Below are 13,956 nucleotides of genomic sequence, written 5' to 3'. Positions count from 1 at the left end.
GACTGCGTGCTCAGAAGCCGTCGGCGGTCCAGCCGCCATCGGAGACCAGCGCATGGCCGGTGATGAACGCGGCCGAGTCCGAGGCCAGGAAGAGGGCGACTTCCGCCATCTCTTCCGGCGCGCCAAAGCGGCGCAGCGGCGTGCGCGCCAGCAGCGCCTCGCCGTCGATGGCCTTGCTGGCCAGCAGCGTTTCCATCAGCGCGGTGCTGGTGTAGCCCGGGCAGACCGCGTTCACGCGGATGTTGTACTCGGCCCATTCCGCCGCCAGCGACTTGGTCAGCGACACCACGCCTGCCTTGGCGGCGCAGTACGCCAGGCGACGTGCGGACGAGGCCAGGCCCCACATCGACGCGGTGCTCAGGATGGCGCCGCCGCCCTGGCGCACCATGCGGCGCGCCGCCGCTTGCGTGCAGAAGAACACGCCGGAGAGGTCGATATCGATGGCGCGGCGCCAGTCGTCGGGCGTCAGTTCCAGCGACGGCTTGTTCATCGAGATGCCGGCGTTATTGAGCAGGATGTCGATGCGGCCAAAGCGGGCCTCGGTGGCGGCGCAGGCTTGCTCTACGGCCTCGGGGTCGGTGATCGAAGCCTTCACGACTTCGACCTGCACTTCCGGGTAAGCCGCTTCCAGTTCCGCCTTGGCGCTGGCGAGTCCTTGCGCATCCAGGTCCAGCAGCATCAGGCGCGCGCCGTGCCGGGCAAAGCCATGCGCCATCGCGCGGCCGATGCCGCTGGCGCCGCCGGTGTTGAGCACGACCTTGCCGGCCAGGCCGGGGTAGCTGGCGCGCGCAAACGGCTGCGCGTTCGGGTATCCAATAGGCAAAGAGGTGCTCATACGGCTAACCAGTCCTTCAGAAGTTGGGTATTGGAGGTGAGTTGTTCGGGCGTGCCTTCAAAGACGATGCGACCGTGGCCCATCACGCAGACGCGGCTCGATACCTTCAGCGCGATGGCGAGCTTTTGCTCCACCAGCACCACCGAGACGCCCCGGCGGTGAATGTCCTGGATGGCCTCGCCAACCACCGTCACGATCTTTGGCGCGAGGCCTTCGGTGGGCTCGTCGATCAGGATCACCAAGGGGTTGCCCAGCAGCGAGCGGCACATGGTCAGCATCTGCTGCTCGCCGCCGGAAAGGCTGCCGGCCTTGGTGTTGCGGCGCTCCTTCAGGCGCGGGAAGTAGTCGAACATCTGCTCGAACGTCCATTGCGGCGCGCCTTCGGTGGCGCGCTGCTCGCCCATGCGCAGGTTTTCGTCCACGGTCAGGTTGGCGAAGACCTCGCGCTCTTCCGGCACATAGGCAATGCCGCGCCGGCAGATCGCATACGATTGCGCGCCGGCCAGATCGCGCCCGCGCAGCCTGATGTGGCCAGCGCTTGGCGGCACCAGGCCCATGATGGCCTTGAGCGTGGTGGAGCGGCCCGAGCCGTTGCGGCCCAGCAGGCTTACCACTTCGGCCCGCCCAACGCGGAAATCCACGCCGTGCAGGATGTGGCTCTTGCCGTAGTGCGCGTGCAGTCCTTGCACGCTCAGCAGCGGATCGGCGTCTTGTACGGACTGCGCGCTCATACCGTGACCTCCTCGCCCAGATAGGCTTCCTTGACGCGTGCGTTGTTGCGGATCTCGTCGGGCGTGCCGGTGGCGACGATCTCGCCGTAGACCAGCACGCTGATGCGGTCGCTGAGCGAGAACACCACGTCCATGTCGTGCTCCACGATCAGCAGCGTGCGGCCCTGCGCGATCTCGCGGATCAGGCCGGCGGTGTAGTCGGTTTCCTCCTGCGACATGCCCGCCATCGGCTCGTCGAGCATGATGACCTTCGGGTCCGAGGCCAGCGTCATGGCGATCTCCAGCGAGCGCTGCTCCGAATACGACAGCTCGCCGGCGATGGCTTGTGCGCGCCCGGCCAGCCGCACCTGTTCGAGCAGGTGCTGGGTCTCGTCGCGCACGGCACGCACCTTGTGGGCGAACTTCCACAGCGTGTATTGCAGGCCGTGGCGCCGCATGACGGCGAGGCGCAGGTTCTCGAAAACGGTGAGGCCCGCGAAGATATTGGTGATCTGGAACGAGCGCGCCAGGCCGCGATGGTTGATGCTCTGCGGCGACAGGCCGTGGATCGGCTCGCCGTTGAGCATGATCTCGCCTTGGGTCAGGGGCAGGCGCCCGGAGATCAGGTGGAACAGCGTGGACTTGCCGGCGCCGTTCGGGCCGATCAGCGCGTGGCGTTCACCACTGACGAGATCGAGGTCCACGCCACGGATGATGTCGACGTCGCCGAAGGATTTGCGCAGTCCGCGCAGGGAGAGCATCGCTTGCGTGTTCATGCCGGGTTCCTCCGGACGTTGGTGGCCGCGGTGGCGGGCGCGTCGGTGGCGGGGGTGGTGTCCTTCAGGCGCAGCCAGCGGCCGTTGGCCAGGCGGGCCGTGGCGATGCCTGCCACCAGCAGCGCCGCGGGCACCAGCCAGGTCAGTGGCGAGATGGGATCCCATTCGCGGCCAAACAGTGCAATCGCGGGCCAGCCACCACCATTCAGGGCAGCCATGGAGCGGTAGTCTTGCGAGAAGAAGCGCTGCAGCATCTCCACCGTGAACACCGTGCCGCCTGCGAGCAGCAACGTGCCGACGACAAATGCCAGCGCCATGGGCAGCAGCGCACGCAGGCCATAGGTCTTGCTGTGCGTGGCGAAGGACTTGATCAGCCCGGCCAGGCCCGTCGGCATGAACATCATCACCAGCACGAACACGATGCCCTGGTACAGCAGCCACGAGCGCGTCAGGTCCGATACCGCATAGCCGAAGAAGGTCATCACCGCCGCGCCCAGCGCCGGGCCGAGGAAGAGCTTCACGCCGCCGATATAGCTGTTGAGCACCACCGCCGCGGAGGCGGATGACTCGAACACCACGTAGTTGGCCGCTTCCATGTTGAGTGCCTGCAGCGCGCCAGCGATGCCAGCGAACATGGCCGAGACGGCGAACACCAGCACGCCGAGGCGGTGCGTGTCATAGCCGAGAAAGCGCAGGCGGTTGGCGTTCTCCCGCAGGCCCAGGGTCAGGCGGCCCACCGGCGTCAGCGTGAACAGGTACAGCAGCGCCAGCGACAGCAGCACCCAGAACAGTGTCAGGTAGTAGACCTGGTTGCTGTCGCCGAAGGCGAGGCCCCACGCCGGCATGCGCATGGTGGACAGGCCCGCTTCGCCGCCGAACCAGCCCTTCAGGTGCGGCGCCAGCGAGTGCAGCAGTTCGGCCAGCGCCAGCGTGATCATGGCGAAGTAGACGCCGGTACGCTTGGTGGCGAACCAGCCGGCGGCCAGGCCGGCGACCAGGCCCATGGCGCCGCCGGCCAGCGGCAGCAGCGGCGTGGGCAGCAGGCCGTTGCCGCCAAAGGCGTTCATGGCGTGCACGGTGGCAAAGCTGCCAATGCCGAAGTACGCCGCATGGCCAAACGACAGCATGCCGCCCTGGCCGCTGAGCAGGTTGAACGAGGCCGCGAACAGCACCGCGATCAGCATCTGGATGGACGCGTTGACCAGCGATTGCGACAGCACCATCGGCAGCGCCAGCAGTGCGCCAGTGCCGAGCAGCAGCAAGGTCTTCTGCGTGTTGGAGAGGTGGGTCATGGTTACTCCTTCTCGCCCATCAAGCCTGACGGACGGACCAGCAAGATCAACAGCATCAGCGCGAACGGGATCGTCCCGGCCAGGCTGGAGAGTTTCAGGGTCATCAGCCCTCCGGCTTGCTCGGCCCAGGCGCCCGCTCCGGCCAAGGCCAGCAGGTCGGCCAGGCTGCGATCGATGCCGACCGAGAACGACGTGATCAGCCCGATCAGCAGCGAGGCGAGCATGGCGCCCTCCAGCGATCCCAGGCCGCCCACTACCACCACGACGAAGACCATCACGCCGAGTTCCAGCGCCATGTTCGGGTTGGAGGTGTAGAACGCGCCCGCCACCGCGCCGGCCAGGCCCGCCAGCGCCGCGCCGATGCCGAACACACCCATGAAGACCAGCGGCACGTTGTGGCCCAGCGCCTCGGCCATGCGCGGCTTGTAGATCGCCGAGCGCACCACGATGCCGACCCGGGTGCGCGTGAGCAGCAGGTAGATCACGGCGAACATGGCCACGGCGATGCCGCCCATGAACACGCGATAGAAGGGATAGGAGGACACGCCCAGGTGGAAGGCCGCGAAGTCCAGCGATGCCGGGATGCGGTAATCCACCGGGAAGTTGCCGAAGAACAGCTTGATCAGCTCGGCAATGATGAAAGACAGGCCAAAGGTCAGCAGCAGTTCGTGCGCGTGGCCGTGGTGATGGACTCGGCGCAGGAAGAAACGCTCCACCGCCACCCCGACCAGTCCCACCAGGATCGGCGAAACCACGATGGCCGGCCAGAAGCCGATCGTGCCTTGCAACGTATAGGCAAAGTAGGCGCCCAGCATGTAGAACGACGCATGGGCAAAGTTGAGCACGCCCATCATGCCGAAGATGAGGGTCAGGCCAGCGGAAACCATGAACAGCAGCAGGCCGTAGATGGTGCCGTTAAGCAATGAGACGACGAGGTATTCCATGAGGCTTCCTTGGAACGAGCCTGTGCGGCCAACTGGCGCATGGCCGTACTTGCCATCGCCTGCGCCGCAGCGGCGCAGGCGATGGCTGATGTTGCTAGGGTGGCTTGGACAGGGGATCAGCTGGGGCGCTGCATCTTGCAGCTGGCCTGGGCCGGCGTGGCGGCCTCGGCGGCGGAGAAGGTCTTGACCGGCTTGAAGCCCATGTCGGTGCCGTCGACCTTGAACTTCGCATCCTTGGCGACCACGGACACCACCATCGGCAGCAGCACCTGGTGATCGGCGGCGCGCATGCTCATCTCGCCCAGCGGCGATCTGACCTTGGCGGTTTCGAGCGCCTTGGCCAGTGCGCTGGTGTTGAGCTTGCCGCCTTCCGGCTTCACGGTCTTCAGCGCCTCGCCCAGCATCTCCACCGCGAACACCGTCTGTGGCTCGATGTAGGCGGGCATATGGCCCTGCCGGGCCTTGAAGTCGTTGGCGAAGCGCTCACTGTCGGCGCCACCCGCCTCGGCATTGAAGGGGTGGGCAACATAGTGGCCCAGCGCCACGTCGGCGGCGTTGCCGATATTGCCCGGCTGGTCGAGGAACACGGTGGCGAAGCGCGTCTTCAGGCCGGCCGCCTTGCTGGCCTTCATCAACAGCAGCAGGTCGTTGGACCAGTTCCCGGTGATCACGCTGTCCGCCTTGGCGGCAGCGATCTTGGCCACATAAGGCGAGAAGTCCTGCACCTTGTTCACGTCATGCAGCGTCTTTTCCACCACCGTGTAGCCGCCGGCGCTGGCGTAGTCGCCGATGGCCTTTTCCATGTCGACGCCCCAGGAGTAGTTCTGGTTGATCGAATACACGCGGGTGCCCAGCGCATGGAGCGGCTTCATCGCGCCGACCAGCGCCTTGACGCGGATCTGCGCATTGGTGGCGAACTTGAAATGGTAGAAGTGGCACTTCTCGCCGGTCAGCTCCATCGCCTCGCCGCCGACGTTCATGAACAGGATTTCCTTGCCCGGATTGCGCAGGTTGAACTTGCGCACGTCCTCGGTGATCTGGCCGGACACGGCTGAGGACGAACCCTGAATGACGATCTGGGCGCCATCGGCCACGGCCGCCTTCAGCTTGTCCGCCGCGCCTGCCGGGCCGCCCTGGTTGTCGTACTCGACCAGCTGGAGCGGCTCGCCGTTCCAGCCGCCGGTGGCGTTGATCTTGTCGATCGCATAGCGCGCCGCTGCGCGGAACATCAGGCCGGTGGATGCCTGCGGGCCGGACAGCGTCTCGACCAGCGCAATCTTCACCGGCGCCGCCGATGCCGTGCCCGCCAGCACGGAGAGTGCCGCGGCTGCGAACAAAGGACGGGTAATGCGGCTACCGCTCATGGGTGTCTCCTGGCTATTGTTTGGATTCATCTGGCGGGCGCCGAAACTGGCCCGTCATAGTGGTCTGACCTGTGGTTAAAGTGGTCTGACAGGTTTACTATAGGGAGATGGGAGGCGATCGTCAACGGCGACTTGCGCGCCATGCGGGTTTCTACTGAGAGTCCGATCGGACGTGTATCCGCGTAGCGGAACGAGGGGTGCGTGCCCTTGCAGGGATTGGCTTACGGGCGAATAACGGGAGCCGGCACCGCTTCGTGCTGGTACATTCCACACGTTTCATGCGCGCGAAGACGTGCTACATTGACCTGTAAGACCAATTTAAAATCGAGCGCCAACCAGAAGCTGTCTGGCGCCAGGGAGCCCGTATTGAACAAGACCGTGCCCGGTGCCGCGGCGCCGCCGCCCACCCAGCGCCCGGAGGGAACCATGTTCCATCCCGAGCCCAAACACTTGCCGGACGAGATCGCCAGGCGCCTGATCCAGGCGATCCAGGCGGGCGAGTTCGCCGTGGGCGACCGCCTGCCCAGCGAGCGCTTGCTGTGCGAGCAGTTCTCGGTCAGCCGCGCGGTGGTGCGCGAGGCCCTGTCGCAGCTCAAGTCAGAGGGGCTGGTTGCGCCCAAGGCGGGCAGCGGTGTGTTCGTGACCGAGCGCAGCCAGCGCCAGGCGTTTCGCATGCAGGATGTGGCCATCGACGAGAAAGATTCGCTGGCCATGGTGATGGAGCTGCTGGTGACGATCGAAGTGGCGGCCACCAGGTTCGCGGCCATGCGGCGCACGCCGGAAGACCTCAAGCGGATCCGGCGCGCGCTGATCGGCATGGAGTACGAGATCGCCAACGACAGGTTGGGCGATGAAGAGGACTTCGCCTTTCACCAGGCCATTGTCGAGGCGACGCACAACCCGCACTTCCAGGCCTTGAGCGAACACCTGGAGCACGGCGCGCGGCGCGTGATCCGGCAGGCGAGGAGCAATACCAAGAGCCATCACGCGGACATGGTCGAGGCCGTGCAGGAAGAGCACAAGACCATCTACGACGCGATCGTGGCGGGCGATCCCGAGCGGGCGGCGCAGGCGGCGGAAACCCACCTTCGCAACGCCGCCAAGCGGCTGAACATGTACCTCAAGGGGTGACTGGCGGCTGACCGGCGGGGTGGCCGGCAACCGCCGATGGGCTGTCCGCGTTCTTGTCCCGTCGGGCTTGCCTGGCTTATTCCAGCCCGGCTAGGCCCAGTTGGAAGCGTTGGCTCAACCGCTCGCCGCTGGCTAGCAAAACGCTCACTTCCACCCCCGATGCCATCGTCTGGCAGGCCGCGCGGCTGGTGCCGGAGACCGACACGCTGGCACCCTGCGGGCAAACGCACACGGCATGCCCCTGGCCCTCGGTATCGACCGTGACCGCGCCGTAGCCGGCCCGCATCGACAGGCCGGAAGCCTGGCGCCAGGTCCATGCGGACGGGGGCACAGAGGCGGTAATGTCGGTGCCGTCGCCCCGCAGCACCGCAGCGGTGGCGGTGACCCGGGGCACACCGGGCGTCAGCGGCGTGTCGGCGTAGGTGAGTTGCAGGCGCAAGGCGCAGTCCGGCGCCAGGGCGGAGGTGGCGTTGCGCGCCGTGGGCGGTTGGAGCAAGGTGAGTGCTACCTCACCTTGCTCGCCGCGCCAGACCTTGCGCAGCGTGTCCCCGCACGCTTTTAGCAGCGCAATGAGCAGGCCGCCTGGCCGTGGCGCGGCGTGGCCCGATAGTGACCCTGAGTGCATCGATGGCACGATTTCCCCGTATCCTTTTTATAAAGGCACTCTACAAACCGAGCGGCCTTCGCGCATCACCCATTCATGGGATGCCGCCGGGTTTTCTCACGGCCGGCGCGGGATTTCAGGCCGATGGCGGTGTCCCGGCCAGTTCGCCGACGCGCCTGACCACCTCGGCCAGTAGCGCCGAGCTGTCGTCGCTGCGATAGCTCATCATCACCGGCGAGGTAAAGCCGGGTGCGTCAATCGGCACGTAGGCCACGTCGTCGCGGTGCAGGCGCTGCACCGATGCCGGCACCAGGCAGATGCCAAGCCCCGCAGCCACAAGGCCGATGGCGGTCTGCAGCTCATTGGCCTCCTGCGCCACGCGCAACTGCAGGCCCTGCGTGCGGAACAGCGCCAGCACGTGGTCGGCGTAGCTGGGGCGGGGCCGCGCCGGGTAGAGCACGAAGGGGTGGGCCGCCAGTTGCGCCGGCGTCATGGGCGGGCCCTTAAGCGCAGGGTGGCCGCTGGGCACGGCGGCCACCAGCGTTTCGGCCATGACCACCGTGCGGGTGATGGCCGGGTCGTCCAGCACGATGCGGCCGAAGCCGATATCGATGCGCCCGGCTTTCAGCGCTTCCATCTGCTGTACGGTGGTCAGCTCCGACAAGCCCACCTCCAGCGCCGCATCGGAACCCCGCACCAGCCGGATCAGTTCCGGCAGGAAGCCATAGAGCACCGATGGCACGAAGCCGATGCCGAACCAGCGCTTCTCATTGCGGCCAATGCGCCGCGTGCCTTCCACGATCTCGTCGATGCGCTGGTTGAGCTGCAGCGATTGCTCCAGCAGGAAGCGGCCGGCTTCGGTCAGCCGCACCGCGCGCGAGGAACGGTCCAGCAGCACGGTGCCGATTTCGTCCTCCAGCTGGCGGATCTGGCGCGACAACGGCGGCTGGGCGATATGCAGGCGCTCAGCCGCGCGGGTGAAGTTGAGTTCGGCCGCAACGGCCTGGAAATAACGCAGGTGACGTAGCTCCATGCCCCCGTCCTTTCATACTTAAAAGGTATTGATCGGGACATACTCGGTCTTGGACACCCTGGATGTCAAGCCACATACTGCTTCTCAACGTATTCCATACTTGGCAGACACCCAGCATGAAAGCAACCGTCACCTCCGTCGAAGCCATCCTGGTCGACCTGCCCACCATCCGGGCGCACCAGCTTGCCATGACCACCATGCAGCGCCAGACCCTGGTGATCGTGCGGCTGCGTTGCAGCGACGGCATCGAGGGGATTGGCGAAGCCACCACCATCGGCGGCCTGAGCTACGGCGACGAAAGCCCCGAGGGCATCAAGCTGACCATCGATACCTACCTGGCGCCTGCATTGGCCGGCATCGACGCGTGCAATATCCACGCCGCCATGCAGCGCCTGGCTTCGGTGGCGCGGGGGAATCGCTTCGCCAAGTCGGCGCTGGAGTCCGCGCTGCTCGATGCGCAGGGCAAGCGCCTGGGCCTGCCCCTGTCCGAGTTGCTGGGCGGCGCGGTGCGGCCGAACCTGGCCTGCCTGTGGACGCTCGCCAGCGGAGACACCGGCCGCGATATCGAAGAAGCCGAAACCCTGCTGGCCGAGCGCCGCCACAACACCTTCAAGCTCAAGATCGGCCGTCGCAGCGTGCGCGATGACGTGGCCCATGTGTCCGCCATCAAGCGCGCGCTGGGCGACCGTGCCCGCGTGACCGTGGACGTCAACCAGGCCTGGAACGAAGCCGATGCCGCCACCGGCATCGCCATGCTGGAAGCCGCCGGCATCGATCTCGTCGAGCAGCCCGTGCCGCGCGAGCAGCGTGGCGCGCTGGCCCGGCTGGCGGCGCGCTTCGTGGTGCCGGTAATGGCCGATGAGGCCGTGTGCGGTCCCGAGGATGCGATGGAACTGGCGCGCATTGCAGGCGCGGACGTGTTTGCGCTGAAGATCTCCAAGTCCGGCGGCATCTTCGAGATGCTGCGCACAGCGGCGGTAGGCGACGCGGCCGGCATCGCGCTGTACGGCGGCACCATGCTGGAAGGCAGCGTGGGCACCATTGCCGCTGCCCACGGCTTTGCCACGCTGCCGCGGCTGGCCTGGGGCACCGAGCTGTTCGGCCCGCTGCTTCTCAAGGATGATGTGGTGACGGCGCGCCCCGAGTACCGTGACTTTGCCTTGCACCTGCCGGTAGGCCCGGGGCTTGGCCTGACGCTGGACGAAGACAAGCTGGCCCATTACCGCCGCGCCGCCTGAGGCGCTGCCCAAGCAAACATAACCGAGGATTCAAGCATGTTGTTTCTGGTGAGAATGGACGTAAAGATGCCGGTGGACATGCCGGCCGCGCTGGCCGACGAGATCAAGGCGCGCGAGAAGGCGTACTCGCAGGACCTGCAGCGCCAGGGCAAGTGGCCGCATCTGTGGCGCGTGGTGGGCGAGTACGCCAACTACAGCGTGTTCGATGCCGAGTCCAACGACGAACTGCACACCATGCTCTCCAGCCTGCCGCTGTTCCCGTACATGGAAATCCATGTCACGCCGCTGGCCAAGCACCCGTCGTCGATCAAGTAAGCCGGCCGGCTCGCCGTTACCCTGAATACCGCCGCGGCCCCGATGGCCGCGTTCCAACACCAACTCCGAATCCATTTGGAGGAGACTCTGATGCGCTTGCCATTCCTGCGCGCGTGGGCCGCCTGCGCCTGCGCGCTGGCCACCCTGGCCGTGCTGCCGTCCGCCGCCCACGCCGACAGCTATCCCGATCACCCGATCCGCTGGGTCGTGCCATTCCCCGCGGGCGGCGCGATGGACAATATCGCCCGCACGCTGGGCGAGGAAATGTCGAGGAGCCTGGGGCAGTCCATCGTGGTGGAAAACCGCCCCGGCGCCGGCGGCAATATCGGCGCCGAGATGGTGGCGCGCTCGCCCGCGGATGGCTACACGCTGATCATCGTCGCCAACGGCATGGCGGTGAACCCCGCGCTGTACGGCCGCCTCAGCTACGACCCGGTGAAGGATTTCGCGCCGGTCTCGCTCCTGGCGGTGGTACCTAACGTGCTGGTCACCAGCAAGGCCAAGAAGCTGCCCGCCACGGTGCCCGACCTGATCGCCGCGGCGCGCGCCACGCCGGACAAGTACACCTATGCCTCCGCCGGCAACGGCACCTCGATCCACCTGGCCGGCGAGCTGTTCACCTCGCTCACGGGCGTCAAGATGCTCCACGTGCCCTACAAGGGCAGCGGCCCGGCCATGACGGACCTGCTGGGCGGCCAGGTCGACTATATGTTCGACAGCATCACCTCGGCCAAGCCGCATATCGACTCCGGCAAGCTCACGCCCATCGCGGTGACCACCGCCAAGCGCTCGTCGACGCTGCCGAACGTGCCGACCCTGGCCGAAGCCGGCGTCAAGGGCTATGACCTGTCGCCATGGTTCGCCGCTTTCGTTCCGGCCAAGACGCCGCCCGCCGTGGTCGCACGGCTGAACCAGGCCATGGTGGACGCGCTGGCCAAGCCGTCGGTGCGTACCCGCCTGGCCGCCATCGGCGCCGAGCCGATCGGCAGCACGCCCGCGCAGCTGGGCAAGCACCTTGCTGCTGAAACCGATAAATGGGGCAAGCTGATCCGCGAACGCGGCATCCGCGCGGACTGAGAACGCCATGACCACTGCATTGCACCAAGGCATCGCGCTGCACTACGAGATCGAGGGGGCGCCCCACGCGCCCGTGCTGGTCATGTCCAACTCGCTGGGTACCGACATGCAGATGTGGGCGCCGCAGATGGAAAGCCTGCTGCCGCGCTTTCGCGTGCTGCGCTACGACACCCGCGGCCACGGGGGCTCCGGGCTGCCGTCCCCGGCTGCGGCGCCGTTCGGGTTTGCGGAACTCGGCCAGGACGTGCTGGCCATCATGGATCACGCCGGCATCGGGCGCGCGCATTTTTGCGGGCTGTCGATGGGCGGCATGACCGGCATGTGGCTGGCGGCCAATCACCCCGAGCGTTTCGACCGCTTCGTGCTGGCCAATACCGCCGCCCTCATCGGCCCGGCCAGCGGCTGGGACATGCGCATCCAGACGGTACGCAGCCAGGGCATGGCCGCCATCGTCGATGCGGTGCTGGCGCGCTGGTTCAGCGCCGCCTGGCTGGCCGGCAACGCCGCGCGCATCGCGCCGGTGCGCCAGATGCTGCTGGAGGCATCGCCCGAAGGCTACACGGCCAACTGCGCCGCCGTGCGCGACGCCGACCTGCGCGCGCAGCTGCAGCGCATCTCCTGCCCGGTGCTGGTGATTGCCGGCACGCATGACCTGGCCACCACGCCGGCGCAAGGCCGCGAAGTGGCGCAAGGGATTGCCGGGGCGCGCTACGTGGAGCTGGACGGAGCCCACTTGTCGAACTGGGAGCAGCCGGAGGGGTTTGCGCAGGCGGTTTGCGGGTTTTTGGCAGGCTGAGGCGGATTGCTCACCCGTCCTGCGCAGGCATCATTGCGATGCGATCCCGCGTGTTCTGAACCCCTTTGAATGATTGGCAAGCGACGACCGCAATCCGCGTTTGCCGTGGCACGCGACGCTACTTCGCCGCCCCGAAGCGGATATCCCCATACCAGGCACGCGCGTTGCCGCCCGTGTTGTCGGTATCGGTGAGCAGGCCGTAGGCGCTCAGCTTGCCGGGCTTTTCCTTGAAGGCATGCTCGAAGTCCTGCTCCACGTTGCGGCTCAGCGTGAGCCACTTGCCGGCGGCGTCGGCTCCGCCTGACACCACGATCATCTTGACCCGCGAGGTGTGGGGGTTGTCGATGACCGTGCCGACCGGCGCGGTATTGGACCAGATGTACATCAGCGTGGCATAGGGCAGCTCCTCGCCCGCCAGCGTCTTGGCCAGCTTGATAGCGGTGCGCTCGCCCAGCGATAGCTTGTCCGTATCTCCATCGAACATGAACACCAGGCGCGCCGGCGCGTCTTCCTTGGCGGCGACGCTGTTGTCGGCTTCGTCGATCGGGTGTTCCACCTTCCAGCGCCAGTTGACCTGCGGGGTCGCCTCCAGGTCCAGGTTGGTGCCCTTGTGCATCAGCGCGGAGGCGGATGCGGTCGCGTCGGCTTCCAGTACCGTGGCGTGGTCCTGCGCCACCAGGCTGTAGTGTGTCGACGCCTTGCCGTGCGCCACCGGCAGGTTCTTCCACCCGGGCGGCAACGGGCCGCCGGGCGTGCCAGCGGAGAAGGCGGCGCCGGGGGGCGGCGCCGATGCTGCCGATGCCTGCGCTTGGGCCGGCGCAGCGTGCGCCAGCAGCAGGCCGCAGGCTAGCAGGGTGGCCAGCACGTGCGCGCGGGGCGTCACCGAGCGGGAGGAATGCGTCAAAGCCAGATGGGGGGTCATGATCGATTGCCCGATGCTCGCCGTCATTGTTCTTATTGTCTCCATTGTAGGCAGCGGCCCGGGCCTTTGTGTGCGCGCCGGCCAGCGCATTGCCGAAGATCTTGGTGTAGTAGCGGTAGCCCGCGTCCAGATGCCGTGCCGCGCAAGCGCTCAGGCCACGCCGCCGTTGGCGCGCAGGATCTGGCCGTTGACCCAGCCGGCATCGGGGCTGGCGAGGAAGGCGACGACGCAGGCGATGTCTTCCGGCTGGCCCAGGCGTTGCAGCGGGGGCATCTTGGCGAAGGCCTGGATCTGCTCTTCGGTCTTGCCGTCGAGGAACAGCGAGGTCGCGATCGGGCCGGGGGCCACCGCATTGACCGTGATGTTGCGGCCGCGCAGTTCCTTGGCGAACACGTGCGTGAATGCCTCCACTGCTGCCTTGGTGGCGTTGTAGACGGCATAGCCGGGCATGTTCAGCGCCAGCGTGGTGCTGGAGACATTGACGATGCGCCCGCCGTCGGCAAGCCGCGCGGCGGCTTCGCGCAGGGTGTTGAAGGTGCCGCGCACATTGATGTCGAAGGTCTGGTCATAGAGCGCGTCGCTGGTGTCGGCCAGCGGCACCGTCTTGAGCACGCCAGCGTTGTTGACCAGCACGTTCACCTTGCCCAGTTGCTGCTCGGTGATCTCGAACAGGCGGCGCACGTCGTCGGCCTTGGACACATCGGCCTGCACTGCGATGGCCGCCGCGCCAGCGGCCTTCAGTTCGGCCACGAGGGCGTCGGCCTGGGCCGCGCCGGCCGCATAGTTGATGGCGACGGCGAAACCGTCCTGCGCCAGGCGCCTGGCAATGGCGGCACCGATGCCGCGCGATGCGCCCGTGACAATGGCGACTTGGGTGGGGTTGGTGTTGTTCATGATCCGTTTCCTTTCAGGTGGTGGG

At 66.8% G+C, this 13,956-nt stretch carries 15 protein-coding genes; 5 read left to right on the top strand and 10 right to left on the bottom strand.

Annotated features, from left to right (window positions below; translation table 11 throughout):
• Window positions 1-10 precede the first annotated feature (10 nt).
• The 6 genes from AC1RQK_RS07820 to AC1RQK_RS07795 all read right to left on the bottom strand — a co-directional run bounded on the left by AC1RQK_RS07820 (window position 11) and on the right by AC1RQK_RS07795 (window position 5,921).
• Window positions 11-835, bottom strand: a complete 825-nt coding sequence (locus AC1RQK_RS07820; RefSeq protein ID WP_241754678.1) for an SDR family NAD(P)-dependent oxidoreductase — start codon at window positions 833-835, stop codon at window positions 11-13.
• Window positions 832-1,566 (bottom strand): ABC transporter ATP-binding protein, encoded by a 735-nt coding sequence (locus AC1RQK_RS07815; protein ID WP_492808341.1) that lies wholly within the window; start codon window positions 1,564-1,566, stop codon window positions 832-834. The genes AC1RQK_RS07820 and AC1RQK_RS07815 overlap by 4 nt, the downstream gene beginning before the upstream one ends.
• A complete protein-coding gene (locus AC1RQK_RS07810; protein ID WP_492370582.1) occupies window positions 1,563-2,321 on the bottom strand; it encodes an ABC transporter ATP-binding protein in 759 nt (252 codons plus the stop codon). The genes AC1RQK_RS07815 and AC1RQK_RS07810 overlap by 4 nt, the downstream gene beginning before the upstream one ends.
• Window positions 2,318-3,613, bottom strand: a complete 1,296-nt coding sequence (locus tag AC1RQK_RS07805; RefSeq protein WP_492370581.1) for a branched-chain amino acid ABC transporter permease — start codon at window positions 3,611-3,613, stop codon at window positions 2,318-2,320. Before AC1RQK_RS07805 ends, AC1RQK_RS07810 begins: the two co-directional genes overlap by 4 nt.
• 2 nt (window positions 3,614-3,615) lie before the next feature.
• On the bottom strand, window positions 3,616-4,557 hold the full coding sequence (locus tag AC1RQK_RS07800) for a branched-chain amino acid ABC transporter permease (RefSeq protein ID WP_492808338.1): 942 nt from the start codon (window positions 4,555-4,557) through the stop codon (window positions 3,616-3,618).
• A 116-nt stretch (window positions 4,558-4,673) separates the two neighbouring features.
• The gene (locus AC1RQK_RS07795; protein WP_492808336.1) at window positions 4,674-5,921 is read right to left on the bottom strand and encodes a branched-chain amino acid ABC transporter substrate-binding protein; all 1,248 of its coding nucleotides are present in this window, start codon (window positions 5,919-5,921) and stop codon (window positions 4,674-4,676) included.
• Between the two features lie 426 nt (window positions 5,922-6,347).
• On the opposite strand from AC1RQK_RS07795, the gene AC1RQK_RS07790 reads away from it, so the two are divergent.
• Window positions 6,348-7,052 (top strand): FadR/GntR family transcriptional regulator, encoded by a 705-nt coding sequence (locus AC1RQK_RS07790; RefSeq protein WP_492808422.1) that lies wholly within the window; start codon window positions 6,348-6,350, stop codon window positions 7,050-7,052.
• A gap of 76 nt (window positions 7,053-7,128) precedes the next feature.
• On the opposite strand, the gene AC1RQK_RS07785 is transcribed toward AC1RQK_RS07790, so the two are convergent.
• Together AC1RQK_RS07785 and AC1RQK_RS07780 are read right to left on the bottom strand one after the other, a co-directional pair.
• Window positions 7,129-7,686 (bottom strand): hypothetical protein, encoded by a 558-nt coding sequence (locus AC1RQK_RS07785; RefSeq protein ID WP_492370579.1) that lies wholly within the window; start codon window positions 7,684-7,686, stop codon window positions 7,129-7,131.
• Between the two features lie 106 nt (window positions 7,687-7,792).
• Window positions 7,793-8,689: a LysR family transcriptional regulator gene (locus AC1RQK_RS07780; RefSeq protein WP_174423471.1), complete on the bottom strand. Its 897-nt coding sequence runs from the start codon at window positions 8,687-8,689 to the stop codon at window positions 7,793-7,795.
• A gap of 116 nt (window positions 8,690-8,805) precedes the next feature.
• On the opposite strand from AC1RQK_RS07780, the gene AC1RQK_RS07775 reads away from it, so the two are divergent.
• The 4 genes from AC1RQK_RS07775 (at window position 8,806) to pcaD (ending at window position 12,115) form a co-directional block, all read left to right on the top strand.
• Window positions 8,806-9,927 carry a muconate/chloromuconate family cycloisomerase gene (locus tag AC1RQK_RS07775; protein ID WP_043352961.1) on the top strand — a complete coding sequence of 374 codons (1,122 nt, stop codon included), beginning with the start codon at window positions 8,806-8,808 and terminating at the stop codon, window positions 9,925-9,927.
• A 36-nt stretch (window positions 9,928-9,963) separates the two neighbouring features.
• Window positions 9,964-10,242 carry a muconolactone Delta-isomerase gene (gene catC / locus AC1RQK_RS07770; RefSeq protein ID WP_492370578.1) on the top strand — a complete coding sequence of 93 codons (279 nt, stop codon included), beginning with the start codon at window positions 9,964-9,966 and terminating at the stop codon, window positions 10,240-10,242.
• Window positions 10,243-10,332: 90 nt separating this feature from the next.
• A complete protein-coding gene (locus AC1RQK_RS07765; protein ID WP_492370577.1) occupies window positions 10,333-11,319 on the top strand; it encodes a tripartite tricarboxylate transporter substrate binding protein in 987 nt (328 codons plus the stop codon).
• Window positions 11,320-11,326: 7 nt separating this feature from the next.
• Window positions 11,327-12,115, top strand: a complete 789-nt coding sequence (gene pcaD / locus AC1RQK_RS07760; protein ID WP_492370576.1) for a 3-oxoadipate enol-lactonase — start codon at window positions 11,327-11,329, stop codon at window positions 12,113-12,115.
• A 118-nt stretch (window positions 12,116-12,233) separates the two neighbouring features.
• On the opposite strand, the gene AC1RQK_RS07755 is transcribed toward pcaD, so the two are convergent.
• Both AC1RQK_RS07755 and AC1RQK_RS07750 read right to left on the bottom strand, forming a co-directional pair.
• Window positions 12,234-13,037 (bottom strand): DUF3047 domain-containing protein, encoded by an 804-nt coding sequence (locus AC1RQK_RS07755; RefSeq protein WP_492808332.1) that lies wholly within the window; start codon window positions 13,035-13,037, stop codon window positions 12,234-12,236.
• Between the two features lie 150 nt (window positions 13,038-13,187).
• Entirely contained in the window at window positions 13,188-13,931 is a 744-nt protein-coding gene (locus tag AC1RQK_RS07750) for an SDR family oxidoreductase (protein WP_492808330.1), read from the bottom strand.
• Window positions 13,932-13,956: the final 25 nt, after the last annotated feature.

Source organism: Cupriavidus sp. GW822-FHT02D05 (genome assembly GCF_058802485.1).
Note: the sequence above shows the minus strand (reverse complement) of the source record. Positions and strands in the feature narration are given on the sequence as shown.

Excerpts from the sequence above, each read along its gene's own strand:
- AC1RQK_RS07775 (WP_043352961.1), top strand. The coding sequence starts at position 8,806 with ATGAAAGCAACCGTCACCTCCGTCGAAGCCATCCTGGTCGACCTGCCC.
- AC1RQK_RS07815 (WP_492808341.1), bottom strand. The coding sequence starts at position 1,566 with ATGAGCGCGCAGTCCGTACAAGACGCCGATCCGCTGCTGAGCGTGCAA.
- AC1RQK_RS07795 (WP_492808336.1), bottom strand. The coding sequence starts at position 5,921 with ATGAGCGGTAGCCGCATTACCCGTCCTTTGTTCGCAGCCGCGGCACTC.
- catC (WP_492370578.1), top strand. The coding sequence starts at position 9,964 with ATGTTGTTTCTGGTGAGAATGGACGTAAAGATGCCGGTGGACATGCCG.
- AC1RQK_RS07800 (WP_492808338.1), bottom strand. The coding sequence starts at position 4,557 with ATGGAATACCTCGTCGTCTCATTGCTTAACGGCACCATCTACGGCCTG.
- AC1RQK_RS07820 (WP_241754678.1), bottom strand. The coding sequence starts at position 835 with ATGAGCACCTCTTTGCCTATTGGATACCCGAACGCGCAGCCGTTTGCG.
- AC1RQK_RS07755 (WP_492808332.1), bottom strand. The coding sequence starts at position 13,037 with ATGACCCCCCATCTGGCTTTGACGCATTCCTCCCGCTCGGTGACGCCC.
- AC1RQK_RS07780 (WP_174423471.1), bottom strand. The coding sequence starts at position 8,689 with ATGGAGCTACGTCACCTGCGTTATTTCCAGGCCGTTGCGGCCGAACTC.
- AC1RQK_RS07805 (WP_492370581.1), bottom strand. The coding sequence starts at position 3,613 with ATGACCCACCTCTCCAACACGCAGAAGACCTTGCTGCTGCTCGGCACT.
- pcaD (WP_492370576.1), top strand. The coding sequence starts at position 11,327 with ATGACCACTGCATTGCACCAAGGCATCGCGCTGCACTACGAGATCGAG.
- AC1RQK_RS07750 (WP_492808330.1), bottom strand. The coding sequence starts at position 13,931 with ATGAACAACACCAACCCCACCCAAGTCGCCATTGTCACGGGCGCATCG.
- AC1RQK_RS07765 (WP_492370577.1), top strand. The coding sequence starts at position 10,333 with ATGCGCTTGCCATTCCTGCGCGCGTGGGCCGCCTGCGCCTGCGCGCTG.
- AC1RQK_RS07810 (WP_492370582.1), bottom strand. The coding sequence starts at position 2,321 with ATGAACACGCAAGCGATGCTCTCCCTGCGCGGACTGCGCAAATCCTTC.
- AC1RQK_RS07790 (WP_492808422.1), top strand. The coding sequence starts at position 6,348 with ATGTTCCATCCCGAGCCCAAACACTTGCCGGACGAGATCGCCAGGCGC.